The sequence below is a fragment of the Promicromonospora noduliphila genome, assembly GCF_056951025.1.
Genome location: NZ_CM167806.1, coordinates 68315 through 86196, shown reverse-complemented (window position 1 = coordinate 86196; position 17882 = coordinate 68315). Strand labels below are relative to the sequence as shown.

The 17882-nt window shown below is 71.0% G+C and carries 15 protein-coding genes and 1 riboswitch; of the genes, 4 read left to right on the top strand and 11 right to left on the bottom strand.

Going from position 1 to position 17882, the window contains the following annotated elements; genetic code table 11:
* The first annotated feature begins 18 nt into the window (after positions 1-18).
* The gene (locus AC0QU1_RS00360) at positions 19-1275 is read left to right on the top strand and encodes an NYN domain-containing protein (protein WP_483573684.1); all 1257 of its coding nucleotides are present in this window, start codon (positions 19-21) and stop codon (positions 1273-1275) included.
* A gap of 152 nt (positions 1276-1427) precedes the next feature.
* On the opposite strand, the gene AC0QU1_RS00355 is transcribed toward AC0QU1_RS00360, so the two are convergent.
* Genes AC0QU1_RS00355 through AC0QU1_RS00340 form a run of 4 tightly spaced genes read right to left on the bottom strand, consistent with a single transcriptional unit; the run spans position 1428 to position 5858 of the window.
* Positions 1428-2546: an App1 family protein phosphatidate phosphatase gene (locus AC0QU1_RS00355; protein WP_483573683.1), complete on the bottom strand. Its 1119-nt coding sequence runs from the start codon at positions 2544-2546 to the stop codon at positions 1428-1430.
* A gap of 13 nt (positions 2547-2559) precedes the next feature.
* Positions 2560-3471 (bottom strand): carbohydrate ABC transporter permease, encoded by a 912-nt coding sequence (locus tag AC0QU1_RS00350; RefSeq protein ID WP_483573682.1) that lies wholly within the window; start codon positions 3469-3471, stop codon positions 2560-2562.
* A gap of 1 nt (position 3472) precedes the next feature.
* Positions 3473-4441 (bottom strand): carbohydrate ABC transporter permease, encoded by a 969-nt coding sequence (locus AC0QU1_RS00345; protein ID WP_483573681.1) that lies wholly within the window; start codon positions 4439-4441, stop codon positions 3473-3475.
* Between the two features lie 13 nt (positions 4442-4454).
* Complete coding sequence (locus AC0QU1_RS00340) at positions 4455-5858, bottom strand: extracellular solute-binding protein (RefSeq protein WP_483573680.1); 1404 nt, start codon at positions 5856-5858, stop codon at positions 4455-4457.
* 101 nt (positions 5859-5959) lie between these two features.
* Between AC0QU1_RS00340 and AC0QU1_RS00335 the strand changes: the two genes are divergently transcribed.
* The 3 genes from AC0QU1_RS00335 (at position 5960) to AC0QU1_RS00325 (ending at position 9791) form a co-directional block, all read left to right on the top strand.
* Entirely contained in the window at positions 5960-6997 is a 1038-nt protein-coding gene (locus AC0QU1_RS00335; RefSeq protein ID WP_483573679.1) for a LacI family DNA-binding transcriptional regulator, read from the top strand.
* Between the two features lie 129 nt (positions 6998-7126).
* Positions 7127-8992 carry a glycoside hydrolase family 2 protein gene (locus AC0QU1_RS00330; protein WP_483573678.1) on the top strand — a complete coding sequence of 622 codons (1866 nt, stop codon included), beginning with the start codon at positions 7127-7129 and terminating at the stop codon, positions 8990-8992.
* 154 nt (positions 8993-9146) lie between these two features.
* A complete protein-coding gene (locus AC0QU1_RS00325) occupies positions 9147-9791 on the top strand; it encodes a lysophospholipid acyltransferase family protein (RefSeq protein ID WP_483573677.1) in 645 nt (214 codons plus the stop codon).
* A 180-nt stretch (positions 9792-9971) separates the two neighbouring features.
* Here AC0QU1_RS00325 and AC0QU1_RS00320 read toward each other — a convergent pair whose 3' ends face one another.
* From AC0QU1_RS00320 to AC0QU1_RS00290, 7 genes are all read right to left on the bottom strand, one after another.
* Positions 9972-11240, bottom strand: a complete 1269-nt coding sequence (locus AC0QU1_RS00320) for a golvesin C-terminal-like domain-containing protein (RefSeq protein ID WP_483573676.1) — start codon at positions 11238-11240, stop codon at positions 9972-9974.
* A 105-nt stretch (positions 11241-11345) separates the two neighbouring features.
* Positions 11346-12290, bottom strand: coding sequence for a methylenetetrahydrofolate reductase (locus AC0QU1_RS00315; RefSeq protein WP_483573675.1), 945 nt, complete (start codon positions 12288-12290; stop codon positions 11346-11348).
* 4 nt (positions 12291-12294) lie between these two features.
* Positions 12295-12410, bottom strand: a riboswitch (SAM riboswitch).
* 81 nt (positions 12411-12491) lie between these two features.
* On the bottom strand, positions 12492-13415 hold the full coding sequence (locus AC0QU1_RS00310; RefSeq protein WP_483573674.1) for a carbohydrate ABC transporter permease: 924 nt from the start codon (positions 13413-13415) through the stop codon (positions 12492-12494).
* Positions 13415-14290, bottom strand: coding sequence for a carbohydrate ABC transporter permease (locus AC0QU1_RS00305; protein WP_483573673.1), 876 nt, complete (start codon positions 14288-14290; stop codon positions 13415-13417). Before AC0QU1_RS00305 ends, AC0QU1_RS00310 begins: the two co-directional genes overlap by 1 nt.
* 74 nt (positions 14291-14364) lie before the next feature.
* Positions 14365-15621 (bottom strand): extracellular solute-binding protein, encoded by a 1257-nt coding sequence (locus AC0QU1_RS00300; protein ID WP_483573672.1) that lies wholly within the window; start codon positions 15619-15621, stop codon positions 14365-14367.
* A 240-nt stretch (positions 15622-15861) separates the two neighbouring features.
* The gene (locus AC0QU1_RS00295; RefSeq protein ID WP_483573671.1) at positions 15862-16716 is read right to left on the bottom strand and encodes a hypothetical protein; all 855 of its coding nucleotides are present in this window, start codon (positions 16714-16716) and stop codon (positions 15862-15864) included.
* A gap of 195 nt (positions 16717-16911) precedes the next feature.
* Positions 16912-17772 (bottom strand): hypothetical protein, encoded by an 861-nt coding sequence (locus AC0QU1_RS00290; RefSeq protein ID WP_483573670.1) that lies wholly within the window; start codon positions 17770-17772, stop codon positions 16912-16914.
* Between the last annotated feature and the right edge of the window lie 110 nt (positions 17773-17882).

Below are 17882 nucleotides of genomic sequence, written 5' to 3'. Positions count from 1 at the left end.
ACCCATAGGGTGGCGGGCATGGACCTCGAAGAGCGCCTTGCCGTCTTCATCGACTACGAGAACCTGGCGCTGGGCGCCCGGGAGCACCTGGGCGGGATGCAGTTCGACTTCGGCCCCGTCGCCGACGCCCTCGCCGTCCGCGGGCGGGTGGTCGCGCGCCGGGCCTACGCCGACTGGTCGTACTTCGACGAGGACCGGCGCATGCTGACCAGGCACCAGGTCGAGCTGATCGAGATGACGCAGCGGATGGGCGCCTCCCGCAAGAACGCCGCCGACATCAAGATGGTGGTCGACGCCATCGAGATGGCCTTCGAGCGCGACTACATCTCCACGTTCGTCATGTGCACGGGCGACAGCGACTTCTCCCCGCTCGTGCACAAGCTGCGCGAGCTGAACAAGCGCGTCATCGGTGTCGGCGTCGAGAAGTCGACGTCGCGGCTGCTGCCCGCCGCGTGCGACGAGTTCCTGTTCTACGACCGCCTCGAAGGCGTCGAGGTGCCGGAGGAGGACCAGGGCGCCCCCGCGCCGAAGCGCAGCGCCCGCACCCGCCGGACGGCGCCGGAGCCCGCCACCGCGCAACAGGCACCCACGACGTCGCGCCGCGCCAAGGCCGCAGAGGCCGTGGCGGAGGCGGTCGCCGAGGCGACGGCGCCCGAGGCTCCGGCGGAGCCCGAGGCCAAGCCCGCGACCCGGCGCCGCAGGAAGGCCGAGCCCGCGCCGCCGCCCGTCGAGGCGGCGCCCGAGGCCGAGCCGGAGATCGCGCCGGACGCCGACGTGAGCGAGCAGGAGGAGGCGCCGGAGTCGAGCGACACCCCCATGGAGGTGCGCGTGGCGCAGACCCTCGCCGACCTGCAGTCCTCCACGAGCGGCGCCGTGACGGCGTCGGCCCTCAAGCGGACGCTGCTGCGCAAGGACCCGACGTTCAGCGAGTCGGACTACGGGTTCCGCACGTTCGGCGAGTTCCTGCGGTTCCTCGCGGACCGCGGGTTCGTGGAGCTGGCACCGGGCCCGTCGGCGGGCGACCCGGAGGTGTCCCTGCCGGAGCAGGGCGACACCTCCGCCGCGTTCGTGCTGCTGCGCACGGTGGTGCAGGAGGCGAACGGCTCGGCGGCCCTGTCCGGCCTGAAGAACGCCGTGCGCAAGAAGCGTCCGGACTTCTCGGAGAAGGCGCTCGGCTTCCGCGGCTTCCTGCAGTTCGCGAAGGCGGCGGAGACCGCCGGCGCCGTCTCCCTGGCCTGGGACGACGACGCCGACGACTACCTGGTCACGGCGTAGCTGTACCGGGTCGACCTAGCCGGAACCCGGGAAGGTCGCCGAACCGCAACCTCCGTGTGCCGATGGCCGTTCAACCGAAGGCTACGAGTCAAAAGACGGCTCGATGGACTCGCAACCTTCGGTTCGACGCCGGGCCACATGGGTGAGGGCGGTCAGTCGGCGAGTATCCCCGGCACCCCGGCGAGCTGACGGGCCAGCTCGTCCCCGTCCCGGCCGGCGACGGTCGGCACCGGCGCGACGTCGGGGCCGACCTCCCCGGGGTGCGCGCCGTCCCCGGCGTGCGAACCGTTCCCGACGTGCGAACCGTTCCCGGCGTGCGGCGCGTTCCCGGCGAGCACCTGCTGCCCGCCCGTGAGCTGGCGGATCGCCACGGCCCGCACGCGCTCGGGCCGGCGTCGGGCCACCTCCTGGTAGATCGCGACGTCGTGCTGGCCGTCGTCGCCGATGAGCACCCAGCGCACCTGCGGGAACCACGACATCAGGAGCTCCAGGCTGGCCTCCTTGTGCGCGCGGCCGCTGCGGAACCACCCGGTGAGCGTGGGCCCCCAGTCGGTGAGCAGCAGCGGGCCCGGCGGGTAGGCGTGCCGGGAGAGGAACGCGCGCAGCGTGCCGGCAGTGTTCCAGGCGCCGGTCGAGAGATAGAAGAAGGCGGCGTCCGGGTGGGCGCGCTGGAGCGAGCGGTACAGCTCGGGCATGCCCGGTACCGCCCGCCGCGCACTGGAGTGCCGCACGAACGTGTTCCAGGCGGCGAGCAGCGGGCGCGGCACCGCCGTCACCATGGTCGTGTCGTCCATGTCGCTGACCACGCCGAACCGCGTGTCGTCGTCGAGCACCAGGATGGCCGCCTCGACCTCGACCGGCTCGGCGGCGTCCGGGCACACCAGTACGGCCGCGTGGATCCCTGCGGCCAGCGGGGCGGCGGTCGGCAGCTCGACGTCGACGTAGCCCGCGCGGTCGCTCACGACCTCCGAGGTGCTGTCCCCCACCCGCAGCCGGACGGGCTGGTGGGGCGCAGGGACGGTCAGGAAGTGGCGGAACCCGCGCCTGGCGATGCGGGCCCGCTCCCGTTCGGGACCGGCGTGCCCGCGCGGTGCGAGCAGCACGCGCGCAAGCACGCGCACCCGCTCGGGCGTGCCGTAGCCGGTGTAGGCCTCCAGGCGGGGCTGCCAGCCGAGGCGGCCGAGCACCCACCCCGCCGCGGCGTAGAGGCGGTCCTCCACCACCGCGGCGAGGTGCGGGCGCTGTGAGGGGTGCGGGGTCGGAGTGGCCACACCCGATTGTGTCCTACTGGCCGCCCATGCCCGTGGTGGCGACGCCCTGCACGATGCGGCGCTGGAACAGCATGAACACCACGAGCAGCGGCAACGCGGCGATCATCGCGGAGGCCATGTTCTGTGCGTACTGCACGCCGTAGGCGTTCTTCACCGTGGACAGGCCCACCGGGAGCGTCATGAACTGCGGGTCGGTCGTGACGATGAACGGCCACAGGAAGTTGTTCCACGCGCCGATGAACACGAAGATCGCGACGGCCACGAGGATCGACCGCGACAGCGGCATGACGATGGTCCAGAACAGCCGCCACGGTCCCGCGCCGTCGATCCGCGCGGCGTCGAGCAGCTCCTGCGGGATGGCGTCGAAGAACCGCTTGAGGATGAACACCATCACGGGGGCCACGACCTGCGGCAGCACGACGCCCGCGAACGTGTCCACGAGCCCCATCACCTGCATCTGCCGGAACAGCGGCACGATGAGGATCTGGCCGGGCATCATGATCGCCGCGATGGTGAGCCACTGGAGCACGCCGCGGCCCTTGAACAGGGTCTGCGAGAACGCGAACGCGGCCATCGCGGAGATCAGCACGGTCAGGACGGTCACCAGCACGGCGACCACGAGGCTGTTCCACATCCAGGTGAGCAGGTCGCTGTTGCTCAGCACCTGCTGGTAGGCATCGAGCGTCCATCCGGTCTCGGGCCACCACGACGCCGGCAGCGCGGCCTCGGCCTCGTGCTTGAAGCTCGTGGCGGCGCCCCAGGCCAGGGGGAGCAGCCAGATCGCTGCCAGCACGACGAGCGCGGCCAGCGCGCCGACGCGCGCCCACGGCGAGGGCCCGATCGTCAGCTTGGTGAGGGTCCGGTTCTCCGCGCGGGCCTGCAGCGCGTTCGCCCGGCGGACGGAAACCAGATCGGCGACGGCCATCTCAGGCCTCCTTCCTGGTCGGCAGGAGCCGGACCAGCGTGAACACGAGGATCAGGGCGAAGAACACGTAGGAGATCGCGGAGGCGTACCCGAGCCGGTAGTTGGTGAAGCCGGTGTCGTAGACGTACTCCAGGATCGGTCGCGTGCTCCCGTTCGGTCCGCCGGCGGTGAGCAGGTAGATCTGGTCGAAGACCTTGAGCGAGGCGAGGAGCTGCAGCACGACGATCACGCCCGTGATCGTGCGGAGCTGCGGCAGGGTGATCGAGAACAGCCGCCGCCAGCCACCCGCGCCGTCGATGGTCGCCGCCTCGTACTGCTGCTGCGGGATGCCCTGCAGCGCGGCGAGGTAGAGCAGGAAGTTGAACCCGACGGTCCACCACACGGTGACCAGGGCGATGGAGAACATCGCGACGTTCTCGTCGGTGAGCCAGCCCACCGGGCCGAGCCCGAGGCTCGCGAGCCAGGTGTCGAGCAGGCCGATGTCGGGCTGGAACAGCCATGCGCTCAACGCGGACACGACCGCACTGGTCAGCAGGAAGGGGGCGAAGAACGACATGCGCCACACCCACTGTCCGGGCAGGCCGGTGTGCACGAGCAGCGCCATGACGAGGCCAACGACCACGAGCGGCACGGTGCTGAGGATCGTGAACCAGACGGTGTGCCACAGCGTCTCCCAGACCTGGGGGTCGCTGAACGCCTCTGCGTAGTTGGCGAAGCCGATGAACTCGCTGCCCGTACCCGTGAGGCTCTGGTCGGTGAAGCTCATCCACAGGCCGTAGAGCGTGGGCAGCAGCAGGAAGAGCCCCGTGGCCACGGCGAACGGGGCGACGAACAGGTAGCCGGACCTGTCCCGCTCGCGCAGGGACTTTCCGGCGGTGCGGGCGGTCGTTCCGGACCGGCTCGCCGAGGTTCCCCTGCCGGACGTCGCCGGACCGGGGACAGCGGTGACGCTTGGGTTCGAGACACTCATCGTCGTCCTCCGATCAGGCGGGGTTGGGCTGGGAGAGGAGGCGGTCCATCTCGCTCAGCATCCGGGTCACGGCCGTGCGTGGCGGGGCCTCGCCGGCGAGGGTGTCGGTCATGGCGTCGCCCATGCGCGTCTGGAAGTCGCTGCCGCCGCCCGTGAACCAGGCGTCGGGGTCGAAGACGGCGATCTCGGCCGCCGGCGCGTAGTCGCGCTGCGGGGAGAGCTCCTGGTACTCCGGCTGCTGGACCACGGGCTGGTAGGCCGGGATGTGCCCGGCCGATGCCCAGGTGAGGCCCTCCTTGAGCAGGCCAGCCAGCACCCGGTACGTGGCCTCGCGTCGTGCGGGGTCCGGGGTCCCCTGCCGGGGCAGCACGAACGCGTGCGCGTCGGCGTAGTTGGCCGGGGTGTCGAAGATCGCGGGGAACTGCGTGGCCCCGACGTCGGGCAGCGCGTCGCGGAACATCGGCAGGTCCCACTCGCCGGCGAACATCATCCCGGTGCGCTCCGTCATGAAACGGCCGCCCGCGGCACCGCCGTCCTGGTTCCTCGCCGCGACCTCGCCGTCGACCATGGCCTGGAGAAACTCGAACACCTCTGTGGCCGCCTCGATATCGAGGTCGGCGGGGCGGCCGGGGGTGAGCTCGTAACCGCCGCCGTTCTGGGAGTAGAGGCCCCAGAACATGCGCCAGCAGCCCGCCGTGTCGCGCAGGTAGCCCCAGCTCACGCCGGTCTCGCCCGTGACCTCTGCCATCGCCCGCCCTGCGGCCAGAAAGTTGTCGGCACCCGCCAGGGCGTCCAGGTCGAGCCTGCCGTCCGGCCCCGCGAGGCCGGCCTCCTCGACGATCCTGGGGTTGTGGAACGCGATGTACGGGTGGGTGTCCAGCGGCAGGGCGTAGAGCTGGCCGTCGTACTGGGCCTTCTCCCAGACCGCCGGCGCGAAGTCCGCCTCGGTGATGCCGAGCTCGGCGAGCACGTCCAGGTCGAACGGCTCCAGCAGACCGCCCGGCGCGTACCCGGCCAGCCGGGACATGTGCATGGCGGCGGCCTCGGGCGGGCGCCCGCCGGACGACGCCATCGCCAGCTTCGTGTAGTACGGCGCGCCCCAGGCCAGGGTCGTGGACTCGACGGTGATGTCGGGGTTGGCCGCGCCGACCGCGCCCACCATCTCCTGCATGAGCGCGCCGTCACCGCCCGAGAAAAGGTCCCAGATCATCACGGACGTCCGGCCGGAGCCCGCGGCGCTGGGCGTCGCGCAGCCGGCGAGCGCGCCGCCCAGCGCGACGCCGCCGGCGCCGACGAGGGCCGCCTTGAGCAGGTCGCGACGACTCAGTCCTCCGGAACTCTCCGCGCGACTGCGGGTTCTTGACGCGGTGCCAGGGCTTCCTTGCCCCGAGATACCGCGTCCTCGTAGCAGGGTCATCATCGACCTCCAATGGTGCAACGTTGCGCTCCAACGTTGGATCACGATGGACTAGGCCCGGCGTCCCGTCAAGGGGTCGCGGTACGGAAGGAAGTGAAGGTTTGTCGGAACGAGCCGGCCGGCGCATCGGGATCAAGGAGGTCGCCGCCGCGGCGGGTGTCTCCTGGAAGACCGTCTCCAACGTCGTCAACGGCACCGGCCGGGTCGGCGATGCGACCAGGGCCCGCGTGGAAGCAGTGATCGCCGAGCTCGGCTACCGGCCCAACCTCGCCGGACGGCAGCTTCGCCGGGGCCGCACCAACACGCTCGCCCTCGCGGTGCCCTGGGTGCACGCGCCGTACTTCTCGGTGCTGGCCCACGAGCTGATCGAGGTCGGCAGCGCCCGCGGGTACCGCGTGCTCATCGAGGAGACGCGGTCCTCGCGCGAGACCGAGCTCGAGGTCGCGCGCGGCTTCGACGTCCAGGCGATCGACGGGATCATCTTCTCCCCGCTGGAGCTGACCCCGGCCGAGATCGACGAGGTCCGCGGCCCCGTACCGCTCGTGCTGCTCGGTGAGCGGGCCGACCCCGACCCCACCCGGGAGCGGCGGACCGACCACGTGAGCATCGACAACGTCGCGGCGGCGGCGCAGGTCACGGCGCATCTCCTGGAGAGCGGACGGCGCAGGCTCGCCTTCCTCGGCGCCGAGCCGCGCGGTGCCGGCCGTACCGGCGCGCAGCGCGTGCAGGGTTTCCGCGACGCCCACGCCGCGGCCGGGATCGACGTCGACGAGCGCTGGGTGCTCCAGGTGCCCCAGTTCTCCCGGCCGGCGGGCGCCGCGACCGTCGAGGCGATGCTGCCCCGCATCGGCCAGGTCGACGGGCTCGTGTGCGCCAACGACGAGCTCGCGCTGGGGGCGCTGTACGCGCTGCGCCGCAACGGCGTGCGCGTACCCGACGACCTCGCCGTCACCGGCTGGGACAACACCGAGGACGGCCGGTTCGCCAACCCCTCGCTGACCACCGTGGCACCCGACCTGCGCGCGATCGCGGAGACCTCCGTGGACCGCATCATCGCCCAGCTCGCGAAGCCCGCCATCGACCCCGTCGACGAGCTCGTGCCGCACCGGCTGCTGGTCCGCGAGAGCAGCAGCTCCTGATCCCCGCGCCGGCCCCGGCGACGCCTCGGCGGGCCGTCCCGGGGCCGCGGCGGCTGATACAACGTTGCATTCCGTTCGGAAGCCGTGTTGAATCGCCGCGCACCTGTCGTAGACGCAATGGAGCAGCTGATGACCTTCCTCGACCGCTTCTCGCCGGCCGGCGCGCCGACGGCCACCGCCGTGCCGCGCCCCGAGTACCCCCGCCCCCAGATGGTCCGCGACCACTGGCTCAACCTGAACGGCACCTGGCAGTTCGAGATCGACCAGGGCGACTCCGGCATCGAGCGCGGCCTGGTCGGGCGGCCGCTCCAGGGTGAGATCGTGGTGCCCTTCGCGCCCGAGTCCCAGCTCTCCGGCATCGAGAACACCGACTTCCTCGAGGCCGTCTGGTACCGCCGCGAGGTCACCGTGCCCGCCGAGTGGTCCGCCGTCGGCGAGGACCCGCACGTGCTGCTGCACTTCGGCGCCGTGGACCACGACGCGACGGTCTGGGTGGACGGCACGGAGGTCGTGCGGCACCGCGGCGGGTTCACCCCGTTCACCGCCGACCTGCACGGGCTGGCCGGCCCCGGCGACACAGTCACCGTCGTCGTACGGGCCAGGGACACGCGGCACGAGCCGCAGGCCCGCGGCAAGCAGACCAACCGCTACGCGAACTACGAGTGCAACTACACCCGCACCACCGGCATCTGGCAGACCGTGTGGCTGGAGCCGGTGCCCGCCGTCCACCTGCGCCGGCCGCGGATCACGCCGGACCTGGCCAGCTCGGCGTTCGACGTCGTCGTGCCGCTGTCCGCGAACCGGCGCGGCCACACGGTGACCGTCACCGTGACCGACGACGACGGCGAGGTGGGCACCGCCACCGCACGGGCCGACCTCGACCTGGCGCCCGCGCTGCGCGTCGTCGTCCCGGCGGAGCGTGTGCGCACCTGGGGGCCGAGCGACCCGCACCTGTACGGCGTCGACGTCGAGCTGCGCGACGCCGACGGAGCGGTCGTCGACACCGTCCGCTCGTACGCGGGCCTGCGCTCGGTGTCCATCGACGGGCAGGCGCTGCGGATCAACGGCGAGGCCATCTTCCAGCGGCTCGTGCTCGACCAGGGCTACTGGCCCGAGTCCCTCATGACGGCGCCGTCCGACGCCGCGCTCGCGCGTGACATCGAGCTCGGGCTCGCCGCCGGGTTCAACGGCGCCCGCCTGCACCAGAAGGTCTTCGAGGAGCGGTACCTGTTCCACGCGGACCGGCTCGGCTACCTCGTGTGGGGCGAGTTCGGCGACTGGGGCGTCAGCGGCTACGGGCCGCCCACCGACCACCAGGCGCAGACGACGTCGTTCGTCACCGAATGGCTGGAGGCGCTGGAGCGGGACCACTCGCACCCGTCGATCGTGGGCTGGTGCCCGCTCAACGAGACGCACCAGGACCTGCACGACCGCATCACCCGGCTCGACGACGTGACCCGCGGCATGTTCCTCGCCACCAAGCTCGCCGACCCGTCGCGTCCGGTGCTGGACACCAGCGGCTACTCGCACCGGGTGCTGGAGAGCGACGTCTGGGACTCGCACCTGTACGAGCAGGACCCCGAGACGTTCGCCAAGCTGGTGGGCGGGCTGTCCGAGGGCAGGCCGTACGCGAACGCCCGGGACAACGGCACGCCGATGTCGGTGCCCTACCGGGGCCAGCCCTACTTCGTCAGCGAGTACGGCGGCATCTGGTGGAACCCGGAGGCGGCGGCCACCGCGACGGGCCGCTCGGCCGAGTCGTGGGGCTACGGCCAGCGGGTCCAGGACGAGGACGGGTTCCACGAGCGGTTCCGTGGGCTCACCGAAGCGCTGCTCGGCGACCCGCAGATGTTCGGCTACTGCTACACGCAGCTCACCGACGTCTTCCAGGAGGAGAACGGGATCTACCGGTTCGACCGCAGCGAGAAGCTCGACGTCGCGCGGGTCCGGGAGGTGCAGAGCCAGGTCGCGGCCGTCGAGAAGGACGCGGACTGACGGACCGCTCCGGTACGTGTCAGGCGTACGGGCCGCTCCCGCGACCCGTACGTCTGGCGGGCGAACGCCGGAACGGGCTTGTAGGTCTCTTTAGCCTTCTTCACCACCCGGCACCACGTCCACGGGGTGGGCTTGAGGGGTGCACAATAGGCCGGTGACGTACCGGTTCCTCAAGCTCATCCTCTCGCTGCTCGTGCTCGTGCTTCTGCGCCCGCGCGTCACCGGCCTGCACAACATCCCGAAGCGGGGCGCCGTGATCCTGGCGAGCAACCACCTGTCGTTCATCGACTCGCTGCTGATCCCAATCATGGCGCCGCGGCACGTGGCGTTCCTGGCCAAGGCCGAGTACTGGACCGGCAAGGGCATCAAGGGCCGCATCTCGCGCTGGTTCTTCACCAAGATGGGCGACATCCCGGTGCAGCGCGACGACCCGCGGGCCGGGCAGCGCTCGCTGGAGGACGCGCTCGCCGTGCTGCAGCGCGGCGGCGCGTTCGGCATCTACCCCGAGGGCACGCGCTCGCGCGACGGCAAGCTGCACAAGGGGCACACCGGCGTCGCCTGGCTCGCCCTGACCGGCAAGGCGCCCGTGGTCCCCGTGGCGCTGCTCGGGACGGACAAGGTGAAGCCCATCGGCAAGATGCCGCGGATCGCCCGGGTGGAGGTGCACTTCGGCGCGCCGATCGACCCGTCCCGCCAGATCGCGGCGGGCACCAAGCCCGCGCAGGCGCGGCGCGAGCTGACCGAGCAGGTCATGCAGTCCATCCAGGCGATGAGCGGCCAGGAGCGAGTGGACACGTGAGCGCCGTCGGCCACGGTGCGCTTGGTCCCGCGCCGCACGCGCACCGACTTCCCTGAACGCGTCCTCCCGAGGCCGCGTTGCGGACAGTAGGCAACGTCTACTGTCCGCAACACGCCCCCGCGGGGCAGGTCTTTCCTGCCGCGCGTCGCGACCTGCCGCCGGCAGCGCGACCCGGGACGGTCAGAGCCGCGTGATCCGAATTGCGTCCGCCACCACGTACGCCGTGCCCTGGGTCCAGCGGCTGACCGCCACGACGGTGCGGGTGCCCGCCGTCATGGCGTAGGTGCCGAGCGAGAGCCAGGCGCCCCCGGCCGACGACTGGTCCACGCGGATCGTCGACGAGCCGGTCCCCGTGTAGACGATGAACGGCGTCGACGTGTTGTAGCCCGCGATCCCCGGGAACCACGCCTCGACGCGGTACGAGCCGTTGGACGGGATGGTCGCCGAGTACGTGGCCAGGTCGCTGACCTCGGCCGGCGTCGCGTAACGGTAGTTGGACCCGTACCGCTCGGCCGAGTACGACGACGTCAGCCAGGCCGAGCCGGCGGCGAAGCCGGAAGACGTGTTGTCGACGATGACGGACCAGCTCGTGCCCGCCAGGGCGGCCGCGACCTCGGACCGGAGCTGCGGCAGCATCGAGTACAGGACGTCGCCGGGACAGGCCGTCGCCGTGTAGTCCCGGTGCCCGTAGATCTGCGTGGGCGCGATCCCGTACTGGTCGCAGATGTACGCGCACAGCTCCACCAGCCGGCTCCAGAGCTGGGCCGGCGGCGTCGCGCTCGTGTAGGTGCCCTGGTTCTCGATGCCGATGGCCTGGCTGTTCTGCCCGGGCGCGTGCGCGCCCACCACCATGCCGCTGCCGTTCTGCAGCCGGGACAGCGAGCCGTGCCTGCCCTCCATCACGTAGCCGCCGCGGCTCACGGTGAGGTGCTGGCCGGTGTCCACCCAGCCGTTGGCGAAGTGCCACTGCTGGATGTCGCGGGCGATCTGGTACCCGGCGGCCTGTGAGTAGTCCGTGACGTTCGCCGACGCCGTGTGGTGGATCAGGATCTTGTTCGGGTTGGTCGAGACGCTGTCGATGGTGCCGCGCGGGGCCTGCGCGCCCCAGGTGGCGCAGCTCGCGATGGTCGGCGCGGCGACCTCGACACCGGCGAGCGCGCCCGGCGGCGCGTCGGCGGGCGCCTCGGGATCGGGGGCAAGGGACGGCGGCGCGTCCCCGGCGCGCGCCGGAGCGCCGGCCCCGGCGACAGCAGGCGACGCGACGGCGGGCGAGGCGACGGCGGGGGCCGCGATCGTCGCGCCCGCGGCACCGATGCCGAGGACGACGGCGCCGCGCAACAGGTCGCGCCGGCCGAGCTGGGCGCCTTCGCCGAAGGCCGGGCGGTCAGGGTCGAGATCCTTGGGGCCGAGATCGAACGACTGGTCGTGAGAGTGGTCGTGAGTGTGCACGGTTGAACCTCCACGAAACGGGTCACGCCGGGACGCGCCAAGTCTCGTGGCGGGCCAGACGTGCGACAAGCAGCCCGCATGGGGACAACTCCCCATGCGCGAGCACTACGCCGCCGCACGCCCCGTGAGGCCCACCCGCTCCAGGAGGTCGAGCGCCGGACGGTGCTTGTTGAACGTGTAGACGTGCACGCCGGGGGCACCGGCGTCGAGCACCTCGCGCGCGAGCACCGCCGAGTACTCGATGCCGTGCGCGTGCTGCGCCTCCGGGTCCACGGCGCCGTCGGGCGCGGTGAGCCGGTCGAGGTCTCGCAGGAGCTCGGCGGGTGCCGCCACGCCCGTGAGCTCCTCGACGCGGCGCAGCCTGCGCGCCTCGGTGGTGGGCAGCACCCCGGCCAGGATCGGGATGGTCACGCCGGCGGCGCGGGCCGCCTCGACGAACCCGGTGTAGGACTCCGCCCGGTAGAAGAACTGCGTGATCGCGAAGCTCGCGCCCGCCTCCTGCTTCTCCAGCAGCCGCTGTACCTCCTGCTCGCGCGTCGTACGCGCCCCGGGGTTGCCGTCGGGGAACGTCGCGACGGCGATGGCCAGCGGCCGGGCGGCCGACCGCAGCGCGGTGCTCGCGTCCGCCGCGCACCGGCGCTCGTCCACCTGCCGCAGCAGCCGGACCAGGTCCACGCTGGACTGCACCCCGTCCGACGGCGGGCTCCAGTCCGGCTCGTCGCGTGGCGGGTCACCCCGCAGGGCGAGGAAGGACCGCACGCCGGCCTCGAGGAACTCGTCGATCACCTCGGACACGTCCTCCCGGGACGCCCCCACGCAGGTCAGGTGGGCCACCGGCAGCACGGGCGTGCCCCGCAGCAGCGTGGCGAGCACCTCCCGCGACGTCGCCCGGTCGCCCCCTGCAGCGCCGTAGGTCACCGACACGAAGTCCGGGTGGGCGGCCACGAGCCGCTGCGCCGTCTCCCAGAAGTTGGGCGCGACGTCGGGCCGACGCGGCGGCATCAGCTCGAACGACACTGTGGGGCGATGCGGGTGTGGCTCGGCGACCATGGCTGCTCCATCGAACCTGGCGTGAGCACCTTACGTCCTCACGCCACGGCCACGGGGCAGGAAGTCGGCAGGTTGCTGCGGTGTCAGGGAGCCAGGACTCTCGACCGCTCTGGATGGGATCGCCACCATGCTAAGTGATTGTCCAGCACTGGGACAGATTCCGTCCGACCTCCGAGACGCCCCGGTCCAACCCTCGCCGCGCTACTTCACCGACCCCGCCACGAGGCCGCCCACCAGCCGCTTCTCGATGATCATGAACAGGATCACCACGGGCACGATCGCCACCACGGACACCCCGAACACGTAGTGCCACGACGTCTCGTACTGGCCCACGAACTTGGTGAGCGCCACGGACAGCGGCTGGTTGCCCGCCGTCGTCAGCAGCACGAGCGAGGCCGCGAACTCGTTCCAGGACGCGACGAACGTGAACACGATCGCCGTCACGATCCCTGGCCACACGAGCGGCAGGTTGATCCTGGTCAGCACGGTCAGGGTGCCCGCGCCGTCGAGCTGCGCCGCCTCGTCCACCTCCTTCGGGATGCCCGCGAAGAAGCTGTGCATGATCCAGACCGCGAACGACAGGTTGAACGCCGCGTTCACCAGGATCATCGCGGCCCACGTGTCGAGGATCCCGATGGCGATGAACTCGCGGAACAGGCCAGAGGTCAGCACCGCCGGCTGCACCATCTGGGTCACGATCACGAGGAACAGGAAGAGGAGCCGCCCGCGGAACCGGAACCGCGCGGTGTAGTAGGCGGCGGGCAGAGCGACGGCGAGCACGAGCAGCGTCGCGCACACCGAGATCACCAGGGTGGAGATCAGGTTCTGCAGCAGCGGCGTCTCGGGCGTCGACCACATCGTGACGTAGTTCTCCCAGTGCCACTCCGTGGGGAAGTAGGTGGGATCGACCGACCTGATCTCTGCCTTCGTCTTCACCGAGCCGAAGAACATGATCACGTACGGCAGCAGGAACACCACCAGCACCACGAGCCCCGCGAGCAGGCGCAGCAGCAGGGAGCCGAGAGGCACCTGGTCGGTCGTGTACTTCCGCACCCGCCGCCGGTCGTCCGACGGCGGACGGGTCGCCTCGCGCGGCGTCGTCGCCGAGTCGGTGATCGCGGTCATCAGACCTCCTCCAGGGGGCGGACGACCCGCACGTAGACGGCGACGATCCCGATGACCACCAGGAACGCGATGACCGACAGCGCGCTCGCCAGGTCGATCTGCCGCTGGTTCTGCATGTACTTGAAGATCATGGTCATGACGGTGTCGGCGTCGTACCCGGGGATGGAGCCCGTCATGACCCGCAGGATCGGCAGCGAGTTGAACACGTTGATGATGTTGATCAGCACCGCCACCGACACCGCGCCCCTCAGCTGCGGCAGCACCACGCTGAAGTAGGTCCGCAGGCCTCCGGCGCCGTCGATGCGCGCGGCCTCGACGGTCTCGCCGGGGACGGTCTGTAGGCCGGCCAGGATCGTGTACGTGGTGAACGGCAGCGACACGAACACGGCCACCACGATGGCCCACGCGAACGCGGTCTCCGGGTGCCTGGTCCAGCCGTAGCCCTCCGGCGTGTCGATCAGGCCGACGTCCACGAGGAACGAGTTGATGATGCCGAAGTAGGGCTCCAGGCCGTAGTGCACCACCAGCGTCGTCATGACCACGCTGGAGGCCCACGGCACGATGACGGCCATCCGCACCAGGCGGCGGCCGGGGAACGCCTTGTTCAGCAGCGCCGCGAGCGCGAGCGACCCGATGAGGGTGCAGCCCACCACGACGACCACCCACACGACCGTGCGCCCGAGGATCGGCCAGAAGTACTGGAAGCCGACCACCGTCGCGAAGTTCGCGAGGCCGACGCCTCCGTCGTCCACGCCGCTCTGGCTGATGTCGCGTGTCGAGTTCCAGAACATCACGCCCACCGGGAACAGGACCACGGCCGCGATGAGCGCGACCGCGGGCCCGATCCACGGCAGGGCCTTCAACAGGTCCTTCACCGGTTTCCCCGTGCTTTCGGTTCAGCGTTGTGTGTGGTCAGTCGTGTCCGGCCGACGGCGGACGGCGCCCGGCGTCAGCCCGCGTCGACCTGGGCCTGGATGTCGGCCAGGACGTCCTGGGCCGGCTTGTCCCCGTCCAGCTCGCCGAACTGGGCCTTGAACGCGGAGTCCGTGGCGGCCCAGTCGGGGTTGGTGGTCGGGTAGAACTGCGCGTCCGGCAGCACCTCGAGGAACGGCGCGAGCGCCTCCTCGTCGGCCAGCTCCTCCGAGCCGGACAGGGTGGTGGGCAGGAAGCCCTCGGCCTGCACCCACGGGACGTAGACGTCGGCGGAGTAGAAGTAGTCGAAGAAGGCGGTGATGGCCTCCTGCTTGTCGCCGTCGTTCTGGAACGCCATGAGGTGGTCGGCGACGCCCAGCGTGAACGGGCTGCCGTCCTCCGTGGGGATCGGGTGGATCGAGTACTCCAGGTCGGGGTTGTCGGTCTCGATCTGGCCGACGCTCGGCGGCAGGCCCACCTGCATGCCGATCTTGCCCTGGACGAAGATGTCGAACAGCGGGCTGCGGTCGGTCGCACCGGCGTCGGCCTGCGTGGCGCCCTCCTCGATCATCGTCTTGATGAACTCGGCGCCCGCGAGGTTCTCCGGGGTGTCGATGGTGATGGCGTCGGCGTCACCGAAGGTGCCGCCACCGCCCCACAGCCAGACGGCGGCCTCTGCCTGCGCCTCCTCGGAGCCGAGCGGCATGCCGTAGCCGGCCACGCCGCCGCCGAGCTCCGAGACCTGCTTGGCCGACTCGAGCAGTTCGTCCCAGGTGGTCGGCACCTCGGCGTCGGCCTCCTCCAGGAGGGCGTCGTTGACGAACAGCGCGCGGGCCGACGCGATGAACGGCAGGCCGTACGTAGTACCGCCGACCTGGGCGTTCTCCAGGAACGTCGGCTGGAAGTCGGCGTAGGTCTCGTCCGAGGTGACGTCCTCGACCGGGTACAGCAGCTCGTCCTCGGCGAAGCCGGCGAAGGGGCCGCCGTTGTAGATGTCCGGGGCCTCGCCGCCCTGGATCTTGGTGGCGATGACGGACTCGAGGTTGTCCCACGACTCGACCTGCAGGTTCACGGTGATGTCCGGGTGCTCCTCCTCGAACCCGGCGATCACGTCGTTCCACAGGCCCTGGGTCGCGTCGGAGTAGCTGGGGACGAGCAGGTCGAGCGTGGTCGCGCCACCGTCCGTGCCCTCGTCCGACGTGGTCCCGCCCCCGCCGAACCCGCAGGCCGTCAGGCCGGTCGTCGTGGCGAGCGCGATCGCGAGAATCCCGCCGAGCCTCCTGTACTGCGCCATTGCTGCTCCTTGATCTCGTCGTGCTCGTTCGTGGTGCAGGTCACGTTTTCACTTGGTCCGTAATCTGTCAATGGTTCTAACAAACCTGTGACATACGGGTGACATGGTGTCCCAGAACGGCTCGCCCGGCCCGCGGAGAGGCAGCGAAAAGGGCCGCAGCACAGGGCTGCGGCCCTCTTTCGGCGTGTGTCCGGGCCGACGGCGGAGCCCCGCGCGGGTGCCGCCGTCGGCCCGGCGCGGTCAGCAGCCGCAACCGGAGTGGTCGCCCTGCGGAACCCAGTTGTAGTCGTCGACGAACCGGTCGCTGCCCGTGTAGGTGACCTTCCACCACCGCTGGTGCGCGGGAACGACCGTCGTGAACGTCCCGTCCTGCTCGACGGTCAGCTTGCGCACGAAGACGTTCTTGCCGCTCTCCCACGGACCGTTCGGGTCGTAGGAAAGAAGGACCGTGCCGCGGCCGATCGAGCGCCACGAGAGTTCGCCGTTGTCGCCGATGCGGAGCCCCCGGACGTGCCCGGTGATCCGCGAGGGCCGCCCGTCGGTCGCCGTGGGGTTCGTGATCGACGCCTGGACCCTGCTGTCACGCCGGATGGAGACCGTCTTGGCGTTGTTCACGTTGACCCGGTGCCGGTTCACCTGACCGTCCTCGCGCTGCACCGCGGCGGTGAACTCGATACCCACCCGGTAGTAGCCCGGGTTGATGGTGCCGGGCAGGGTGACGGACGCGTTCCGGTCCCCGTACGCGTCCAGCGTGAGCGGGAACCGGCGTGCGTTCGCCGCGCCGATCCGCTGGAGCGTGACTACGCCGTCGAAGGCGCGCATCCGGCCGCCGGTCCAGTCCAGGTTGACCTTGTACCGGAAGTACACGCGCTTGAGCTCGTCGGCCTCCATGTCGCCCCAGATGCGGGAGCCGCTGGCCGCCATACGGGTCGTGACGACGGTGCCGTCCTTCCTGTCGGTGTCGACGAGCGGGATGGGCGCTGCCTGTGCCGCCGGAGCGGCGACAAGGCCGCCGGCGAGCAGCGTCGCGGCGGCGGCCAGAGCCACGACGCCGCGGCGAAAGAGGGAAGTGCGGGACGTGCTGTGCAGTGACATCGCAGTGATCCTGTCTGTTCGAGGATGCCCACCCGACGTGAGCACGCCGCTCCCCGCCGGGCCTTTCACCACCCAGTACGGGCGGGGCGAACAGAACGTTGTGGGTGAAGAAAACGGAGGGCCGCAACACACGGCTGCGGCCCTCCCCTTGTCTGCCTCCTGCCGACGGCGACGTCCGCCGTCGACCCGGCGCGGTCAGCAGCCGCAGCCGCCGGGAACGCCCTGCCCGATCCACGCCACGGAGGTGTCACGGCTGGAGGTCCCCTCGTAGGTGACCTTCCACCAGCCCTTGCGGGACTCGACGACCGTCGAGATCCGGCCGTCGGTCCCGATCTTCAGGCCCCGCACGAAGACGGGCTTCCTCGGCTCGTTCGGACCGTCGGCGTCGAAGGAGAGGACGGCGGTGCCCCAGCGGTTCGGCACCCACGAGAGCGTCCCGCGGTCGATGGACAGGATCCGTGTGGTGGCATCGATGCGCGCGAGACGGCCGTCGGTCGCCTGCGTGCTGATCTTCCCATCGGTCCAGGTCGCGCGGCGGAGCTGCACCGTCTTGCCGTTGCTCACGTCGACGAGGTGCCGGACCCGGGTGCCGTCAGGCCTGCGCACCACGGTGAACACCTCGACGCCCACGTGGTACGTCCCGGGCTGGATGACCGCCCCGTTGAAGTTCAGGGTCCCCCTGCTCCGAAAGCCGGTGGTGGTGCGGTTCATGTCGATGGTGCGCTTGCGCACCTGCCGGCTGTTGATCTTCTGGACCGTGACCTCGACCTCCGCGCCCAGCATCGTCCCGCCGGACGCCGCGAGGGCGACCGTGTAACCCACCTTGGCGGGGTAGAGCTTCTGCTGCTCCACGTCGCCCGTGATCGGCGCGCCCGAGGCGAACATCGACGTGGTGACCGTGGTGCCCTGGGACCGGTGGACGTCGACCACGGGCAGCGACGAGGACTGCGCAGACGGGGCGACGACAAGGCCTCCGGCGAGAAGGGCCGCGGAGGTGGCCAGCGCCACCAGCCCCCGGCGGAGGAGTGAGGTACGGGACGTGTTGTGCAGAGACATAGCGGGTTCCTGTCCGTTCGATGGTGCCTGTCCCGCCGTGCGCGTATCGCTCGGCGTCAGGCTCTGGCACCGACTACGGACGGGAGGGCCGGCCAGAACGTTGCAGGTGT